The sequence below is a fragment of the Micromonospora sp. NBC_01655 genome (assembly GCF_026339755.1).
Classification (GTDB): Bacteria; Actinomycetota; Actinomycetes; order Mycobacteriales; family Micromonosporaceae; genus Micromonospora.
Genome location: NZ_JAPEQF010000001.1, coordinates 3,085,551 through 3,104,016, shown reverse-complemented (window position 1 = coordinate 3,104,016; position 18,466 = coordinate 3,085,551). Strand labels below are relative to the sequence as shown.

Sequence of the window (18,466 nt, the reverse complement as noted above, 5' to 3'; positions counted from 1 at the left end):
ATCGTTGAGGCGGGCTCAGCGCCAGGTGTTTTCGTGGCGACCGATCCGTTGGGACGGCACGTCGCCACCCTCGCCGGTGGCGTGTTGACCGTGCACGACCTGGCCCGCGAATTGACCGGCGTCGTGTCGCAACCCATGCCGCCGCCGCGCCACGTCACGGTCCATCCCAGCGGAACGTCGATCGCGGTGCTGTCCGAGCCTTGGAAACTCGAGGTGTGGCGCCATGGTGAACGGGAGCGGGCCGTCCCCATCGAGGCCTGCGACTGGCTCGCCTACACCGCCGGTGGTGCGCACCTGCTGCTCGGCGTGGCGGGTGAGCCGGCGCGGCTGCACCTGCACGATGCGGTCACGCTCGACCGGCTTGATACCAGCGGGCCGCTGCATCTGGACGTGAATCCGTTGGCCGGATGGGGTGAGGGTGTCGAGGTCACGCACGCCGCGTCGGCCGTGGGCTTCGCCGCGAACGTTGGAGACGATCCGCAGGTCCTCGCCGTCGCCGAGGTCCGCGACGGCCGGCTGCGGGTGCACGGCGCGGAGACCGGCCAGGTGTACGCGCGGCACCTCCCCGGCGAACGCGTCAACGGCATCGGGCTCAGCGAGCATGAGCTGTTTGCGCTCGACGACGATGGGATCGTCACCGCGTTCGCCTGGCAGGCGCCGGAGGTTACCCGCCGGTGGGTCGCCAGCGGCACAGAGCTGTTCGACGACGAGGATCTGCAGTTGGGCGGTGCGGTGTTCACGCGTGACGGCATCGTGACGCTGGATGTCGTACGGGACAACGAACTCGTCGCCCTCGCGCTGGTCGATGCCGCGTCGGGGCGGCGCACCGGGCTGCTGGCCCCGTCAACGCACTGGCGGAACGAGCACGCCATCCTCGACAACGGCTTCCTACGGCGCACCATCGACGACCGGACCTGGTTCGCCCGCGTGTGCTGACCAAGTGGGGCAACTGGACCTCGTCCGGCTCGGCGACGGCATCGACCAGACGATCATCCGCGCCTACGGTCTCCGACCTGGGCTGACTGACAGAGGGAAAGGGTGGGCCCGGGTCGTCGACCCGGGCCCACCCTTGTCACGCCACCGGGCGGATACGTCCCCAGTGCCACCAGGGCACGGAGTAACCGAGCTGATCGGCCCAGCCGAAGAACTTCTCGCTGCGCGGGTAGTACATCCCGTACCAGAAGAGCGGGACCCATTCGATGTCCCGGGCCCACACCTGCTGCAACTGCTGGTAGTGCTCGCGGCGCTCCTCCCGGGTGTCCGCGCGGCGCGCGGCCAGGTAGGCGGCGTCCACGTCGGGGTTGCGGTGCAGTCCCATGTTGTTCTGCCCACCGGAGGAGTACTTCGTCGCGGTGATCTCCGGGTCGGGTTCCATCGAACCACCGACGATGATCAGGTCGAAGTCATGTGCCTTGCGAACCTGACGGGACCAGTCCTCCGAGGCCAGACCGTCGAAGGACACCTCGAAGCCGACCTCGCCGAGCTGGCGGGCGATCAGTTCGGCCAGCGGCCGGTGACCGTGGAACATGTCCATGTAGAACATGGTCAGCCGGCCCCGTACGCCCGACGCGTCCGCGGTGACCCCGGCGTCGTCGAGCAGGGCGCGGGCCCGCTCCACGTCGTGGCCGGGCGCCTTGGCCTCCCGGTTCAACGCCCACGACGTGCCCAGCAGGTAGTGGTCCCAGGCCTGGGAGACGCCCGGATCGCCCAGCTCGGCGATCTCGTCCCGGTTGACCGCGTACGCCACCGCCTCCCGGACCCGCTGGTCCTGCCAGAGCGCACGGCCGTGGTTGAAGTCCAGCAACGCCATGCCCGGCCCCTGCCGCGTGAAGATGTCCACCCCCGACACGCCTTCGACCAGGTGCAGGCGGTCCCGGGTGAGGGTGTCCTGCGGAACGATGTGGGCTTCGCCGCGGGCGACCATCCGCACGCATTCATCCCGGTCCGGGACGATCTTCAGGATCAGCCGGTCGATCTCCGGCTGCGGCCCCCAGTGGTTCTTGACCGCTTCCATGACGATGTGCTCGCCGGGAATCCACTCCGCCAGTCGGAACGGCCCCGAGCCCACCGGCTTCAGATTGTGCGGGTTGGTCGCCCAGTCGGTGCCCTCGTAGAGGTGCCGGGGCAGGATGTGCGCGAAGATGAAGTTACCGAGCAGGACCAGGAAACCGGCATTCGCGGTGTGCAGGTGATAGTCGACGGTATGGTCGTCGACCGCGACGATCGTCTCCACGTCCTTGAGGAACATCGCCCCCTGATAGCCCATCTTCATGGCGTGCAGGTGGGTGTAGACCACGTCGTGCGCGGTCAACGGCGTGCCGTCCTGCCAGCGGGCCGCCTGGTTCAGGTGGAACCGCCACCGACGCGAGCCGTCCAACTGCTCCCAGTGGGTGGCCAGATCCGGGAACGGGTTGATCTCGTACCACTCGTTCAGCACGACCCGGTTGTAGATGTTGTTGCAGGCAAGATAGCCGGCACTGCCGGTTACATTGCGGTAGACATCATTGAACTCAACTGCGTCGTGTGGCGTGGCCACCACAAAATCTACTGGCATACGCGCCTCTTTCTATCCTGAAAGAAAATGACAGGAATGGGCTTGCCGGGACTGATCGCTATAGGAGGTCACCGTGCGCACACGGCGGCAGGTTGTCGGTCTCCGTCGGCCACCGGCGTTGCAGGAACCGGGGCTTGGCCCGTTCGATCCGTGGGTCGGGCACTGGCACCGCGGCGAGCAGTTCCCGGGTGTAGGGGTGCCGGGCCTCGGTGATCACCTGGCGGGTCGGGCCCAACTCGACCATCTGGCCGCCGTACATCACGCCCACCCGCTGGGAGATCTCGGCGACCACCGCCAGGTCATGCGCGACGAAAAGGTAGGAGACCCCGCGCTCCCGCTGCAACTCCCTGAGCAGGCTCAGGATCTCCGCCTGGACCGAGACGTCCAGCGCCGACACCGGTTCGTCGAGCACGATCAGTTTCGGGTTCAGGGCCAGCGCACGGGCGATCGCGATGCGTTGCCGCTGGCCGCCGGAGAACTCGTGCGGAAACTTCCGCAACCCGGTGACCGGTAGGCGTACCTGGTCGAGCAGGGTCCGGGCCTTCTGGGCGTTGGCCGCCAGGCCGTGGATCTGCGCCGGCTCCGCGAGGATGTCCGCCACCGTCATCCGGGGATCCAATGACGTGTACGGGTCCTGGAAGACCACCGAGATCTCCCGCTGCAGTGCGAGGTCGCTCCTGCCCTTGCGTTGGGAGACGTCCCGGCCCAGGAAGAGCACCTGCCCCGAGGTCGGCTGTTGCAACCCGAGAATGGTGCGTAACAGGGTGGTCTTCCCCGAACCCGATTCGCCGACGATGCCGAGGGTCTCGGCGGAACCGACCGAGAAGGAGACCGCGCAGAGGGCGTGCACGACCGCCTGTCCACGTCGCCGGGCCGCCCTCGGTGCCCGGAAGTGCTTGACCAGATCGGTAACCCGCAACAGCTCGGTCGCCGGCGGCTCCGGCGTGGCCGCACCGGCCCGCGTCTGCCCGCTCATGGCCTCTCCACCGAACTGTCCGTGCTGATCCTCGGCGCCAGAGACAGCAGCTTTCTTGTGTATTCGGAGCGCGGATTGTCAAAGAGCGAGAACACGTCCTGCTCTTCGACGATGTCGCCTTGATACATGACGGCGACCCGGTCCGCGATGCCGGCGACCAGGGCCAGGTCGTGGGTGATGAAGAGCATCGCCGCGCCGGTGCGCTCCCGGGCCATAGCGAGAGTGGCCATCACCTGGGCCTGCACCGTGACATCCAGGGCGGTGGTCGGTTCATCGGCGATGATCAGATCCGGGTCGTGCACCATGGCCAGGGCGATCGCGACTCGTTGCCGCATGCCGCCGGAGAGCTGATGTGGATACTGATCGAGCCGCGCCTGCGCATCCTTGATTGCCACGCTCTCCATCAGCTCGGCCGCGCGCCGACGGGCCTCCGTCCGGTTGACCGCGCTGGTCAACCGCATCGAGTCCGCGAACTGGGTGGCGATGGTGAGCACCGGATTGAGCGTGGTCGACGGGTCCTGGAGGATCATCGCGATCCGCCGGCCCCGGTATTCCCGCCACTGCTCAAAGCTCAGATCGGTGAGCTCATTACCGGCGAAGACCACCGAACCGGTGCCGACCGCGTTGGTCGGCAGCAGCCCCACCACGGAGAGCCCGGTGAGCGACTTGCCTGAGCCGGACTCGCCGACCAGGGCCAGCACCTCACCCGACTTGATCTCCAGGTTGATCGGCTTCACCGCCGTCTGCGGGCCGAACCGCACCGACAGGTCCCGGACCGTCAGCAGCGCCGCAGGTTGCGATGCCTGCGCCTGCTTCTCCCTGGTACCGGTACGCCTGCTCCGAGCCGTACGCCGAGGGGTGGTCAACGGGTTGTCCGGCGCGGACTTCGGGTTGAAGGCCTCCCGCAGTCCTTCCCCGACATAGTTGACCGACAGCACGATCGTAATGATCAACAACCCGGGGAAGTAGAAGAGCCACGGCCGGGTCAGTACCGCCGACTGGGCGTTGGCCACCAGCAGGCCCAGCGAGGTGTCCGGTGGCTGTACACCGAATCCGAGGAAGGAGAGGCTGCTCTCGGCCAGGATGGCCACACCGAACATCAGCGTGCCGGCCACCACGATGTGGTCGGAGACGTTGGGCACCAGGTGCCGGAACATGATCCGGGTCGAACTGGCTCCCATCACCCGGGCCGCGTCGACGAAGGCCAACTCACGCAGGCTCAGTACGACGCCCCGGACCAGCCGGGCCACCGAGGTCCACATCAGCGAGCCGAGGACCATCGCCAGTCCGAGCCAGGAGACTCCCCGGCCGGCGACCAGCGAGCCCAGGAACGCGGCCAACGCCAGGGTGGGGAGGGTGAGCACCAGATCGACGGCCCGCATCACCGTGGCGTCGACAAGACTGCCGAAATAGCCGGCCACCACCCCCAGGACCACACCGATGAGACTGGCGATGATGGTGACCGAGAACGCAATCAGCAACGACTGCTGCATGCCCCGCAGGACCAGGGCCAACAGGTCCCGACCGAGGGTGTCGGTGCCCATCGGGTGTGCCAGCGACGGCGACTGGGAGAGGTCCGGTGTGATCTCGGCATGGTCGTACGGCCAGAGCATCGGCAGGAAGATCGCCGTCAGGATGACGACGAACAACACACAGAGCGCACTCATTCCCACCTTGTGCCGAACGAACCTACCGAAGGTGACCGCCAGCTTGCCGGCTCCCGCCTCACCCATCGGATCGGGCGACGGCACCGGATCAACCAGCAGCGCCGGTTCTTTGAGCAGGTCAGGATTTGGCATAGCGCACCCGCGGATCCACCAGTCCGTACAGGATGTCGGCGATCAGATTGAACAGAACCACCGCGGTCGCCGCGATGAGCAACCAGGCGAGTACGGCGTTCGTGTCCCGCAAGGCGATCGACTCCAACAGGAAGCCCCCCATGCCACGCCACTGGAAGACCGTTTCGGTGATCACCGCTCCGGAGAAGACAACCGGGAGGTCCAGCGCGACGATCGTCACGATCGGGATCAGCGCCGGACGGACGACGTACGAGCCGATGATCCGACGCCGGGAGAGTCCCTTGAGTACGGCGAACCGGACGTGGTCACCGGCCAGCCCCTCCGCGACCGCGGCCCGCTGATAGCGGCTCCAGGTCGCGAAGTGCGTCAGGGCCAGCACGATCGTCGGCAGGACCATATGCCCGGCGATGTCGGCGACCAGCGGGAGGAATTCCCTCGGTGCGGGCACCGAGACCGCCCCAACCGTGTAGAAGGTCTGGTAGCCGGTCGCGTTGTTGAACGCGATCCCCCACTGCTTCAGCAGCACCGCCAGCCAGAACGACGGCAGCGCCAGCAGGATGAACGCGCTGGGGGTCAGGATCAGATCCGGCCAGCGCCGCTGGTGGAGCGCGGAGACCGTACCGGCGAGCAGGGAGAGCACGAGCGCGATGATGATGGCCAGGATCACTAGTCGTAGGGTGACCCCGACCCGGCTGCCCAACTCCACCCCGATATCCCGGGTGGCGATGGTCGACGGGCCGAAATCTCCGGTGACGAGGCCCTGTAGCCAGGACAGATAGCGCACCGGCAGTGGGTCGGTGAGACCCAGCCTGGCCTCCTCGGCTGCGATCACCGACCCCGGGACCGGCGGCTGCCGGTCCCGGAGCTCAGCCAGCGGATCACCCGAGACCGAGATCACAGTAAAGATCACGATGGAGGCGAGCAGCAAGACCAGGACGGCGCTTGCCAGCCGTCTAAAGATCAGCTGAACCATTCCCCAGCTCCTCCTTCCCTCGGGTAGATCCGCATTCAGATCACCACGTGTCTCTGGCTAGACCGGACGGATCCGGCCCCAGTGCCACCAGGGCACCGAGTAACCGACCTGGTCCGCCCAGCCGAAGAACTCCCGGCTACGGGCGAAGTACGTGCCGTACCAGAACAGGGGCACCCATTCGGTGTCCCGGGCCCAGACCTCCTGCAGCCGCTTGTAGTGCTCGCCGCGCTCGGCGAGCGTGCCCGCCGTACGGGCGGCGAGGTAGGCGGCGTCCACGTCCGGGTTGTGGTGCTGGGCCATGTTGCCCTGCCCACCGCTGGAGTACTTCGGGGCGGTGATCTCCGGGTCGGGCGCCATCGAGCCACCCACGATGATCAGGTCGAAGTCGTGTTCCGCGCCGACGCGCCGGGCCCAGTCCGGCGAACTCAACCCCTCGAAGCTGACCTCGAAGCCGATCTCGGCAAGCTGACGGACCATCATCTCCGCCAACGGCTTGTGGCCGTGGAAGCTGTCCATGTAGAACATTGACAGCCTGGCCCGCACACCGGAGGCGTCAGCGGTGACGCCGGCCTCGTCGAGCAGGGCGCGGGCCTTCGCCAGGTCGTGGCCGGGTGCCTTGGCGTCCGGGTTGAACGCCCACTGCACCGAGCCCAGCAGGTAGTGGTCCCAGGCCTGGGAGACGCCCGGATCGCCCAGCTCGGCGATCTCGTCCCGGTTGACCGCGTACGCCACCGCCTCCCGGACCCGCTGGTCCTGCCAGAGCGCACGGCCGTGGTTGAAGTCCAGCAACGCCATGCCCGGCCCCTGATCGGTCATCAGTTCGACATCCGCCGTCGCGCCATCGAGCAGATAGAGCCGGTCCCGGGTCAGGGTGTCCTGCGGGAAGAAGTGCGCTTCGCCGCGGGCGACCATCCGTACGCATTCATCCCGGTCCGGGACGATCTTCAGGATCAGCCGGTCGATCTCCGGCTGCGGCCCCCAGTGGTTCTTGACCGCTTCCATGACGATGTGCTCGCCGGGAATCCACTCCGCCAGCCGGAACGGCCCCGAGCCCACCGGCTTCAGATTGTGCGGGTTGGTCGCCCAGTCGGTGCCCTCGTAGAGGTGCCGGGGCAGGATGTGGGTGAAGATGAAGTTGCCGAGCAGGACCAGGAAACCGGCGTTCGCGGTGTGCAGGTGATAGTCGACGGTATGGTCGTCGACCGCGACGATCGTCTCCACATCCTTGAGAAACCGGCTACCGGTGTAGCCCATCTTCATGGCGTGCAGATGGGTGTAGACCACGTCGTGCGCGGTCAACGGCGTGCCGTCCTGCCAGCGGGCCGCCTGGTTCAGGTGGAACCGCCACCGACGCGAGCCGTCCAACTGCTCCCAGTGGGTGGCCAGATCCGGGAACGGGTTGATCTCGAACCACTCGTTCAGCACGACCCGGTTGTAGATGTTGTTACAGGCGATGTACCCGGCACTCGCGGTGGTGTTCCGGTAGACATCGTTGAACTCGACTGCGTCATGCGGCGTGGCCACCACAAAGTCGATAGTCATGTTTTCCTCTCCTGGCGCTGTTGCGCGGTTACTTGCGCAGGCCCCAGTGCTCGACGTTCATGGTCGTGCCGTACTTGCTCGGGTTGATGAAGATGTTCGCGAACTTGTCCGAATAGGCGGCCATCTGCGGGCTGGCGAAGAGCGGCAGCACCACACCGTCGGCCATCAGGACCCGGTCGACCTGGTTCATCAAATCGACCCGCTTGGCCGGGTCGAGCTCGGTCGAGGCCGCCTCGAAGAGCCGGTCCGCCTCGGTTGACGAGTAGCCGAACGAGCGGGCCCCACCGGTGCCGTACCACTGCTGCATGGAGAGCGCGCCAAGGTCGAGGGCGGTGCCGGTGGCCATCAGGTCGAAGCTGCCCGACCGCAGTGCCGGCGAGTAGCGCGCACCATCCGCCGCGTCGATGACGACGGCGATACCCAGATCCTTGAGCTGGGACTGGGTGATCTGGGCCAGCTCCATGCGCAGCACGTCGGTGGATAGGGTCAGCATGGTCAGGTCACGCAGCGGCTTGCCGTCGGGGAGCATCAGCTTGCCGTTGGTCAGCTTGTATCCGGCCTGCTCAAGAATTCCGAGCGCGGCCTTGGTGTCACCCTTGCCGATGTTGAGCGCGTCGATGTTCTCCTGATAGGCGGCGATGTCACCCACCTTCTGCCCGGGGACGTACACGCTGCTCTTCATGGTGGTCAGCTCCGGCGCGTACTGGCCGACGGTGCGCTTGCGCATGTCGTCCAGGTTGAGCCGGGTGGAGATCGCCTTACGCAGCGCCGCGTCGGCCATCACGTCGCCGGTGGTCTTCATCCCGAGGTGGAAGTAGGTGAGCGTCGAGCCGAGCCGCATCGTCGTACCGCTCATCGCCTTGACCTGGGTGACCGTGTCGAGCGTCGGGTTCTGGTAGACCAGGTCGATCTCGCCGTTCTGCAGGGCGGTGATCTGTGCGCCCTGGCCGGAGATGTAACGGGTGGTGATGGTGTCCAGATGCGCCGGGTCGCCGTACCACTTGGGGTTCTTGACCATCGTCATCGAGACGCCGTCCTGAACCTCCTTGATGATGTACGGCCCGCCCGAGACCTTCGGCGCGTTCTTGCCGAAGCCCTCGTTGAAGGAGGCCGCAAGATTCCCGTAGGTGTCGGCCACGTGCGCCGGCAGGATGTAGTTGAACAGCGCCTGCCACTCGGAGAACGGCTTCGAGTAGGTCATCGTCACCGTCTTGCCGTCACTGCTCGTCTGCACGGAGTCGATCAGTGAGTAGCCCTCGGTGAAGGCCGCCTTACACTCGGCGCACTTCTCCGGATCCTGCACGGCCTGGGTGTATTCGAAGTCCTTGCCGGAGATGGGGGTGCCATCAGACCAGACGGCCTTCTGCTGGATCTTGTACTTGATCGTCATCGGAGCGGTGCTGACCACCTCGGCGGATTCCAGGAGCGCCGCGTTGAGCACGACACTGGTATCCGGGTTGGTCAGGAACGGATGCGGATAGAACGGCCACTGCTGCTGACGCTGGCCGGTGGTGTCCCCGGCTGCAGACAGCGGGTTCCAGTCCACGATCGGGCTGGTGGCCGCGAGGGTCATCGTCCCACCGTCCGCCACCTCACTGGCAGAGCTCGGAGCATTCGACGAATTGTCATCGGAGATCTTCGTGCAGCCGGCGGCCAAAGCGGCTAGCGCGATAACGGCCACGAGGCTTCGAGAGGCTTTCACAGCACACGATCCTCTAACTCAGGGGTGAGCGAATACCAGCGTTTTACGCTGATTGAGCGGTATGCGATGTCGCGGGGGGTCGCGACACGGGACGGCTGCCAGGGTGGCTGGACTCCGCGGCCGGGCCTGCGTCACCGCAGGTCAACACCCATGAAGCTAAGTTCGAGTTATGTTCTGGTCAACAGCAATATGTCCATGGACACATTGGGTGACGGCTGGCGGCGCTGAGCCCGGGCACCGCAGTCGGCGCTGGGCTTCCCTCGGGTGATTCGATACGCTCCGGGCCTCGGTGCCGCCGCGCGAATCCGTCATCCCATCAGCGCACCCTGCCGTCTGCCGGCAGGCAGAAGCGGTGCACCATGCGGAGGACACCAGACGTGACACCACCAGCACCCTTGGACGGCCAGCGATGCATGCAACTCATCCAGGCACGCCTCACCCTGCGGACAAGCAACGCCCTGGCACACGCCATCCTCGACCTGATCGCCTCCGGCGAACTGCCCGCCCAGTCCCAACTTCCCACCGTACGGGACCTGGCCGGCGGGCTGGGGATGAGCAAGTCAGCAGTCGCGCAGGCCTGGAGCACGCTCAGTACGCGGCACGTCATCGAGACCCGGCGTCGCGGCGGGACCCTTGTCCTCGGACCACCGCAACCGCCCAGGGCGCGGCGGTTCGACAGCATGATCCGCACATCCTTACTTACGCATACCGATTTGGGGAACCTACGGACCGATGACCTGCCGCCGCCGGATCTGACCGCCGCACTGCAGTACGCATTGGGCAACCCGTCCCTGCACAACACTTTCGCTGAACCGATGACCGCAGAACTGGCGGCGGCGGTGAAACCACGCTGGCCGACCGGGGCGACCCACTTCCTCGCCACCCATGGCATCGTCGACGCGATCGAACTGGCCCTCACCTCGGTGGCTCGCCCAGGCGACCGGGTGATAATCGAATCTCCCACCCAGGCACGGGTCCTCGACATTCTGGAATCCATCGGTGCGACGGCTATTCCCATCGACTACCGACACGACGGACCAGACCTTGAACAGTTGCGGGTCGCGTTGATCAGCAAGCCGAGCGCGATGATCTATCAGCCCAACGGAAACTCCCCCTCCGCCCGGTCGGTCGACGACCGGTGGATCGAGGCTGCGGCAGAATTGCTCAAGGACGAGACGTTTCCCATATTCGAAACGTCCCAAACATCCCTGATGAGACCCCACCAACGGTCCCTGGCGACACATCTGCCCGCCCGGGTTGTCCACATGCAGAGCTACAACTTCTTTTTCGGAGCCGATCTGCGCGTCGCCGCAGTCGGCGGAGCAGCGGAGTACATCGATATGATGTCGCTGCGACTCACCTACTCCTCCCGCTGGGTCAGTCGAATCCTGCAACTCGCGCTGGCGTTCCAACTGACCAACGAGGAATCCGTTCGGCACACGAACGCTTTCATCGCAGAGTGCAAGCGTAGACATGCCGAGTTCAGTCAGTCCCTGATCGAGCACGGATTTGCTCTCGAAACATCCGATGGCCCAAGTATCTGGTTACCCGTTCCCGACGAACACTCGGTCTGCACCCGGCTGAGCAGAGACGGCATCGTGGTCCACCCCGGTCGCTTCTTCCACGCCGAGCCGACCAGGCAGCAGCATGTGCACATCAACGGCACGGCATTGGGCGGTGGCACGCAGGAGATGGCCAAGATGATCGCTCAAGCCTGCCAGATGCCCACCAGGCTCAACCGGCTCAGCACCACCGGCATGGAAATCTGACCGTCGGACCCGTGGACCTTGTCCTGACGCCGGTGTCGAACCGGCCTGGCGCCTGGGCTGGTTGAGTGCAGCCGTATTCCTCACGGCGACGCATGCGGCATTGCCCACTTCGGTGCCCAGGTCTTGGCGTCATGGTGGTGGCGTTGCATAGCGCGGATGCAGTTGCGGAGTGCGGCCAGGCCAGGGTGTGGATTGTCGCGGTGCCAGATCAGCGAGTGCGGGTAGACCGGCGTCGGTTCGCGGACCGGTATGCGCCGCAGGTCGTAGTCGGCCGGCCAGAGCAACCGGACCTGCTCGCCGGTGAGGCTGGCCAGAGTCGAGGAGTCCGCAAGCATGTCCAGCAGGTGGTCAGTGCCGAAGTTGGGGCCGACCCGCTCGATGGTGAGCCCGAACGCGGCAGCGAGATCGTCGTAGTAGGCGGCCCATTCGGTTCCAGGGACGATACCGGGTATCCAGATCCGGTGCCCGACGAGATCGGCGGGCGTGACCGCGCGAGCGGCGGCCAGTTGGTGGGTCGGTCCGGTAAGCAGTTCATGGGGATCGTCCAAGACCCGCGCTGCCGTGACGCCATCCCGTAGTTGCTGTTCGGGCGCGGTGACGGCCCGGAATGAGGCGTCGATTGCTCCGGATCTAATAGCGGCGATAGCCGCGTCGACATCGGTGTCGATGAGAGTCACGACGTCGAGCTCGATGTCAGGGTGCGCCCGGTGGAAATTGCGCAGGAGCGCTGCTGGTCCGATCCGATGGTTGAGCACGTCGATGCGCAGCGCGCGACGCCCGGGACGCACGGCGGCAACGGCACGTGCTTCGACTCGGAGAAGCTTGCGCGCGTGCGGAAGAAACGCCTGCCCGTCGACGGTGAGCTGGGCGCCGCGAGAGGTGCGGCTGAGCAGCGCCACGCCGAGGTCCTTCTCCAGCATGGCGATGCGCTTGGAGACGGCCTGCTGGCTGATGCCGAGCCGGGCCGCGGCCTCGCTGAAGTAGCGCTCCTCGGTGACCGCCACGAAGGCGCGGACCTCGCCGACATCAAGATCCGCCGCAGCCCCGTCCACAACTGTTGGTTGTGGTTCTTCGGTGTGTTGGTTGTTGGACAACCGCGCCTGCTCTCGGGTCGAATGCTCGGATCGAGGGCGATCCTACAACCAGGGAGTGTGGTAGTCAGTGGGGTCCTTCGTGCATCTTCACGTGCACACCGAGTACAGCATGCTCGACGGGGCGGCCAAGGTGGGCCTGCTGATGGAGGAGGTGGCCCGGCAGGGGATGCCGGCCGTGGCGATGAGTGACCACGGCAACGTGCACGGGGCGTACGAGTTCTACCAGACGGCCCGCAAGGCAGGGATCAAACCGGTCATCGGCATCGAGGCCTACGTCGCTCCCGCCTCGCGCTATCGCCGGCAGCCGGTGTACTACAGCGACAACCTCGCGATGCGCCGGTCCGACGACGAAACCGGCGAGGGCGGTGACGTCTCCGGGCGGGGCCTGTACACGCACATGACGATGTGGGCGGGCGACGCTCAGGGCCTGCGGAACCTGTTCCGACTCCAGTCGCGGGCCTGGCTGGAGGGCCACGTCCAGAGGTACCCGCGGATGGACGACGAGCTGCTCGCCGAGCACGGCCAGGGCATCATCGCCACCACCGGCTGCCCGTCCGGTGAGGTGCAGACCAGGCTGCGCCTCGGCCAGTACGACCGGGCCGTCGAGGCTGCCGCGCGGTACCGCGACATCTTCGGCAGGGACAACTACTTCCTGGAGTTGATGGACCACGGCCTAGCCATCGAGCGCCGGGTCCGCAGCGAACTGCTCAAGCTCGGCAAGGAACTAGACCTGCCGCCGCTGGCCACCAATGACTCGCACTACGTCACCGAGAGCCAGGCCCCGGCACACGACGCGCTGCTGTGCGTCGGCACCGGGAAGCGGCTCGCCGACGTCGACCGGTTCCGGTTCGGCGGCAGCGGCTACTACCTCAAGTCTGCCGGACAGATGCGGGCGCTGTGGGACGGTGAGGTACCCGGTGCCTGCGACAACACGCTGCTGATCGCCGAGCGAACCGGCGACTACGGGAAGGTGTTCGCCCACCGGGACCTGACCCCTCGCTTTCCCGTCCCAGAGGGCGAGAGCGAGTCCAGCTGGCTGCGCAAGGAGACCCTGCAGGGGGCACGCCGTCGCTACGGCGAGCACCCGCCGCAGGAGGTGCTGGACCGCATCGACTACGAGTTGTCGGTCATCGGCGCCATGGGCTTTCCCGGCTACTTCCTGGTGGTCGCCGACATCTGCCGGTACGCCCGCGAGCACGGCATCGGCCTGGGTCCCGGCCGCGGCTCGGCCACCGGCTCGATCGTCGCCTACTGCACCGGGATCACCCAGCTCGACCCGATCGAGCACAAGCTGATCTTCGAACGGTTCCTCAACCCCGAGCGCGTCACCATGCCGGACGTCGACCTCGACTTCGACGACCGACGGCGCGACGAAATGATCGACTACGTCACCCGCAGGTACGGCGAGGACCGGGTCTGCCAGATCGTCACGTTCAGCACCATCAAGGCCAAGGCCGCCGCCAAGGACGCGTGCCGGGTGCTCGGCCTGCCGTACGCCCTGGGGGACCGCATCACCAAGGCGTTCCCGGCGGCGGACGGCGGCAAGGAGATCCCGCTGGCCGCCATTCACGACGAGCACCACCCCCGGCACGGCGAAGCGGCCGAGCTGCGCCAGATGTACGAGCAGGACCCGGACGTCAAACGGGTGATCGACACCGCGGTCGGCCTGGAGGGCCTCACCCGGGGCACCGGCGTGCACGCCGCTGGCGTGATCCTCTCCAGCGAGCCCCTGGTCGACGTGATCCCGCTGGTCAAGCCGAAGGCCGGCGGGCCGGTGATCACCGGCTTCCCCTTCACCCAGGCTGAGGACATGGGCCTGTTGAAGATGGACTTCCTCGGCCTGCGCAACCTCACCGTGATCGGCGACGCGATCGCCAACGTCCGCGCCAACAAGGGCATCGACATCGACATCCTCGACGTCCCGCTCGACGACGCCAGGACCTACGAGCTGCTGGCACGCGGCGACACCCTCGGGGTCTTTCAACTGGACAGCGGCGGTATGCGAGTTCTGCTGAAGCTCATGCAGCCCAGCACATTTACCGACATCGCCGCGGTGAACGCGCTGTACCGGCCCGGCCCGATGGAGATGAACGCCCACACCAACTACGCCCTGCGCAAGACCGGCAAGCAGTCGGTCGAACCGATCCATCCCGAACTCGAGACGGTGCTCGAACCCATCCTCGGTGACACCTACCACCTGGTCGTCTTCCAGGAGCAGGTCATGGCCATTGCACAGCAGCTCGCCGGGTACTCCCTCGGCGCCGCCGACCTGCTGCGCCGCGCCATGGGCAAGAAGAAGAAAGAGGTCCTGGACGCCGAATGGGATCGCTTCTCCGCCGGGATGCGCACGCGTGGCTTCTCTGACAAGGCGATCAAGGCGGTCTGGGACGTGCTGGTCCCGTTCAGCGGCTACGGCTTCAACAAGTCGCACACCGCAGGGTATGGCTTGGTCTCCTACTGGACCGCGTACCTCAAAGCCAACCACCCCCAGGAGTACCTCGCCGCGCTGCTCACCTCGGTCGGCGACGACAAGGACAAGATGGCCGTCTACCTGTCGGACTGTCGGCGCCTGGGCATCAGGGTGCTGCCGCCGGACGTCAACGCCAGCCGGTTGGACTTCGCCGCTGTCGGCTCCGACATCCGGTTCGGCTTGGGCGCCGTACGCAACGTCGGAGCCGGCGTCGTGGACGCCATCATCACCACACGCGAGACCAAGGGCCCGTACACGGACTTCAACGACTTCCTCGCCAAGGTCCCATCCACCGTCTGCAACAAGCGGGTCATCGAATCACTGGCGAAGGCGGGCGCGTTCGACAGCCTGGGGCACCACCGCAAAGCCCTGGTCAGCGTACACGAGCAGGCCGTCGACGCGGTCGTCGACGTCAAGCGCAACGAAGCCCACGGCCAGCACTCGCTGTTCGGCGAGACCGCCCAGAGCGCCACCTTCTCGATCACGATCCCACCGGGAGAGTGGGACAGGGCCACCCTCCTCGCCTTCGAACGCGAGATGCTCGGCCTGTACGTCTCCAGCCACCCGCTCGACGGCGCCGAACACGTACTGTGCGCCAACCGCGACACCACCATCGCCGACCTGCTCACCACTGGGCGGCCGGACCGGGCGACCCGGGTCAGCGGCATCATCTCTGGCCTGCACCGCAAGGTCACCAAGCAGGGCAACCCGTGGGCGATCGTCACCCTCGAAGACCACGACGCCGCCGTGGAGTGTCTGATCTTCCCCAAGACCTACGCCCTGTACGGCGACACGCTGACCCAGGACCGGGTCGTCTCCGTACGGGGCCGGATCAACGTACGCGACGAGACGATAAGCCTCTACGGCGAGGAGATCACGCTGCTCGACGTCTCCCGGGCGAACAGCGAGCCACCCGTGGTGATCGCGCTCCAGGCGAACCAGGTGAGCCCGCGACTCGTGCAGGATCTCAAACACATCCTGACCACCCATCCAGGCCGGGCACCCGTACACGTGCGCCTGGACCGGCACGGCGCCCGGAGCCTGCTGTTGAACCTCAAGCCCTTCCGGGTCACTCCAGAACCGGCGTTCTACGGGGACGTCAAGGCGCTACTCGGCCCGGACGCGATCGGACGCGCATGACCCGTGACCTGCCGTGCCACCGATGCGGCACCGACAACGTCCTGGCCGTCCTGCGCCTTCCCGGCACCTGTACGAACGCGTCCGGGAACCGGTACCCGGTCGTCCATGAGCTTCACCTGTGCGTCCGCTGCGACGCAGACAATCCCCTCGCCGGCCCGGTCGTCGGGTACCTCACCGCCGACGAGGGCAGACAGACGGAAAACGTAGCTCAGCTCGCGCGGGATCTGCTCCGCTGGATCGATCAGGCCCGACCGGCGAGACCGGACGAGGATGCACTCGAAGCCGAGGTCGACGCCTGGTACCGCGGCGAGCTGTGACCGATCGCCTCGACCTCCTTGCGGACGGCCTCGGCGAGGTTTTGCCACAGATGCCAGCGGTCCGCGACCTGCAACGCCTCGCGAAGTCGTCCACCCCGAGCACCCTGGGCACCCGCCGCACGGGCAGCGGCTCACCCCGGGCTGGCCGGCGACGGGCAGGTGCTCCCGGCGTAGGCGAAGAGGGAGTCGGTCACACTCACCCGGATCGATCTGCGCCGGAACATCGAGTCGGTATTGACGATCGGGGCCGAGGCTAGCGGGTCCGGGTGCACCGGGCAGGCATCGATGCGGTCGAGCAGCCACACCCGCTGCCCGCTCGGGCCGGTGCCCGGGCTGAAGGACAGGCTCAGGGCGGTGGTGCCGATGTACCGCGGCACCGGCACCTCCTCTGGTGGCCGGGTCAGGCAGGACGGGGTCGTCTCGACCACCCGGACGTCGATCACCGTGACGCCGCCCGGCGCGACGCTCACCCGCACCGTCGAGCGCTGCGGACGCACCTCGATACGCTGCGGGTCGTCCCAGAAGCCCGTCGGTGGCCCGGAAGCCTCCGGCGTGGGCGTGGGCGGGTCGGTCGGCAGCACCGCCCGGCAGGACCGGACGGCCCGGTTCGCCGCGCGCAGGGCGGCGGCGTGGTCGTCGTCGCGGTGCAGCGCGCTGAGGTACGGCCCGACGTCGCCGCCGGGGACCTGAGCGCCGAGCAGGACGAACAGCCGGTCCAGGTAGGCGTCGACCAACGCCGGGCCCGGGCGGACCTCGTCGGCCGGTATCGAGAGCAGGTGCCGCAGCCCCACCGGGCAACGGCTGGCGAAGGCCGGCATGTTGATCACCATGGCCGCGGCGGAGATCGGGTCGTTGCAGGCCCGTTCGAACAGGGCCCGCTCGTCCTGGCGCCGCTGCTGCTCCAGCGAGTCGGTCCGCCGCTCGATGTACCAGGTGGCCGTCGAGGCCAGGCCGAGAAGGACGGCGGTGAGCACGGCGGCGATCGGCCGGGCGGGCCGGCCGCCCGGGTGACCGGCGCGGGGGCCGGGCGGGGTGTCTCCGGCGTCGGCGGTGCGGCCTGCGTCATCCATGCCCGGAACCCCCTCCTCGTCGCGCCCAGAGTAGCCAGGGCCCGCGACCGGGGCCCCGGCTAAGCGTGACGCCGACGCCGTCCCCGGCGGCGGCCAGGAGCACCTCGCCGTCCGTCTCCACGTCTGACGGCGCGAAGAAGGTCAAGGGACGCAACCGGCACATCGCTTCCGACACCCTCGGCTTGCTGCTGGCGGTAGTCGTCACTGCCGCGTCGGTGCCGGACTCCACCGCCGGCCGGCACCTGCTCGACACCCATGTCCGCGGACCATCCGACCGTGGTCAAGGCATGGGTCGACGGCGGTCACAACACGGCCGTACTGTGCGCACGGCGCCGGGCTCGGCATCGACGTCGAACGCGTACCCCGCCAGCCGGGAAGGGCACCAGGCCCGACGCCGGTGTCGGCGGCCGCGCCGCCATCCACGACCTGCAAGAAGTCTTCAATGCGATCCTCTACGTCAACCGCATCGGCATCGCCTGGCGCTACTGTGGCCACGAGGGGCGCGCGACAACGGACACCTATGATGGGCGGATGGCGCGGACACAGGGCACCACGTTCCCGCAGGTGGTGACCTACGACGGACTGCCCAGGGCTGCGGGCGGTGCGCACTCGCTTCGCGCCAAGCATCCTGATGAGGCATTCCAGCGCCTGCAGAGCTTCGCCAATGCCTGCACCGAACCGGTGTCGTCAGCATCGTGGGCGTTCGAGATCTTTGCAGGCGGACCGCCTGCGTCGACCGAGCAGCTGGTAGCGCTCGCCACCGAGCGCTTCGGCGGACCCCGCTACCGTGCGCAAACCCACACGGAATGGAACGTTCGACCCGAATCCGTGAACCACGCGCTCGCTGCCCTCATCGCCGTCGGCCCCGACGCGGTCACGACCCACGGACGTTCCCTGGCCGCGCTGACCTACAACACGCCCGTGCGCCTCATCGACCCGGACGCCCACGCCCCGTACCCCGATATCACTCCCGACGCCTTCGGCCGCTTCGCCGTGGACGGGTACGGCCGGCTTCTGGGCGACTCAGGCATACGCGCAACCCTCGGCACCGCAGCATCCT

12 protein-coding genes and 2 pseudogenes are annotated in these 18,466 nt (G+C 67.1%); 6 read left to right on the top strand and 8 right to left on the bottom strand.

Annotation, left to right across the window (positions count from 1 at the left end; translation table 11 throughout):
- The first annotated feature begins 33 nt into the window (after positions 1 to 33).
- Positions 34 to 936, top strand: a complete 903-nt coding sequence (locus OOK41_RS14620; protein ID WP_266265378.1) for a hypothetical protein — start codon at positions 34 to 36, stop codon at positions 934 to 936.
- Positions 937 to 1,072: 136 nt separating this feature from the next.
- Here the strand turns inward: OOK41_RS14620 and OOK41_RS14615 are convergent, their stop codons facing one another.
- Genes OOK41_RS14615 through OOK41_RS14590 form a run of 6 tightly spaced genes read right to left on the bottom strand, consistent with a single transcriptional unit; the run spans position 1,073 to position 9,417 of the window.
- Positions 1,073 to 2,554 carry an ABC transporter substrate-binding protein gene (locus OOK41_RS14615; RefSeq protein WP_266265375.1) on the bottom strand — a complete coding sequence of 494 codons (1,482 nt, stop codon included), beginning with the start codon at positions 2,552 to 2,554 and terminating at the stop codon, positions 1,073 to 1,075.
- A gap of 58 nt (positions 2,555 to 2,612) precedes the next feature.
- Positions 2,613 to 3,530, bottom strand: a complete 918-nt coding sequence (locus OOK41_RS14610) for an ATP-binding cassette domain-containing protein (RefSeq protein WP_266265372.1) — start codon at positions 3,528 to 3,530, stop codon at positions 2,613 to 2,615.
- Entirely contained in the window at positions 3,527 to 5,329 is a 1,803-nt protein-coding gene (locus tag OOK41_RS14605) for a dipeptide/oligopeptide/nickel ABC transporter permease/ATP-binding protein (RefSeq protein WP_266265369.1), read from the bottom strand. Before OOK41_RS14605 ends, OOK41_RS14610 begins: the two co-directional genes overlap by 4 nt.
- Entirely contained in the window at positions 5,316 to 6,302 is a 987-nt protein-coding gene (locus OOK41_RS14600) for an ABC transporter permease (RefSeq protein WP_266265367.1), read from the bottom strand. Before OOK41_RS14600 ends, OOK41_RS14605 begins: the two co-directional genes overlap by 14 nt.
- 57 nt (positions 6,303 to 6,359) lie before the next feature.
- The gene (locus OOK41_RS14595; protein ID WP_266265365.1) at positions 6,360 to 7,844 is read right to left on the bottom strand and encodes an ABC transporter substrate-binding protein; all 1,485 of its coding nucleotides are present in this window, start codon (positions 7,842 to 7,844) and stop codon (positions 6,360 to 6,362) included.
- A gap of 28 nt (positions 7,845 to 7,872) precedes the next feature.
- A complete protein-coding gene (locus OOK41_RS14590) occupies positions 7,873 to 9,417 on the bottom strand; it encodes an ABC transporter family substrate-binding protein (RefSeq protein ID WP_117672216.1) in 1,545 nt (514 codons plus the stop codon).
- A gap of 542 nt (positions 9,418 to 9,959) precedes the next feature.
- Between OOK41_RS14590 and OOK41_RS14585 the strand changes: the two genes are divergently transcribed.
- The gene (locus OOK41_RS14585) at positions 9,960 to 11,315 is read left to right on the top strand and encodes an aminotransferase class I/II-fold pyridoxal phosphate-dependent enzyme (protein ID WP_266265362.1); all 1,356 of its coding nucleotides are present in this window, start codon (positions 9,960 to 9,962) and stop codon (positions 11,313 to 11,315) included.
- 80 nt (positions 11,316 to 11,395) lie between these two features.
- On the opposite strand, the gene OOK41_RS14580 is transcribed toward OOK41_RS14585, so the two are convergent.
- Positions 11,396 to 12,409 carry a LysR family transcriptional regulator gene (locus tag OOK41_RS14580; protein ID WP_266265360.1) on the bottom strand — a complete coding sequence of 338 codons (1,014 nt, stop codon included), beginning with the start codon at positions 12,407 to 12,409 and terminating at the stop codon, positions 11,396 to 11,398.
- 67 nt (positions 12,410 to 12,476) lie between these two features.
- Here OOK41_RS14580 and dnaE point away from each other — a divergent pair, with 67 nt between their 5' ends.
- Both dnaE and OOK41_RS14570 read left to right on the top strand, forming a co-directional pair.
- Positions 12,477 to 16,019 (top strand): DNA polymerase III subunit alpha, encoded by a 3,543-nt coding sequence (gene dnaE, locus OOK41_RS14575; RefSeq protein ID WP_266265358.1) that lies wholly within the window; start codon positions 12,477 to 12,479, stop codon positions 16,017 to 16,019.
- The gene (locus tag OOK41_RS14570) at positions 16,016 to 16,336 is read left to right on the top strand and encodes a DUF6300 family protein (RefSeq protein ID WP_266265357.1); all 321 of its coding nucleotides are present in this window, start codon (positions 16,016 to 16,018) and stop codon (positions 16,334 to 16,336) included. The genes dnaE and OOK41_RS14570 overlap by 4 nt, the downstream gene beginning before the upstream one ends.
- 131 nt (positions 16,337 to 16,467) lie before the next feature.
- On the opposite strand, the gene OOK41_RS14565 is transcribed toward OOK41_RS14570, so the two are convergent.
- Positions 16,468 to 17,406: a hypothetical protein gene (locus OOK41_RS14565; protein ID WP_266265356.1), complete on the bottom strand. Its 939-nt coding sequence runs from the start codon at positions 17,404 to 17,406 to the stop codon at positions 16,468 to 16,470.
- A gap of 125 nt (positions 17,407 to 17,531) precedes the next feature.
- On the opposite strand from OOK41_RS14565, the pseudogene OOK41_RS14560 reads away from it, so the two are divergent.
- Both OOK41_RS14560 and OOK41_RS31910 read left to right on the top strand, forming a co-directional pair.
- A pseudogene (locus OOK41_RS14560) lies at positions 17,532 to 17,630 on the top strand (IS5/IS1182 family transposase); the annotation flags it as partial.
- Positions 17,631 to 17,682: 52 nt separating this feature from the next.
- Positions 17,683 to 17,904 (top strand): annotated as a pseudogene (locus OOK41_RS31910) (hypothetical protein); the annotation flags it as partial.
- Positions 17,905 to 18,466: the final 562 nt, after the last annotated feature.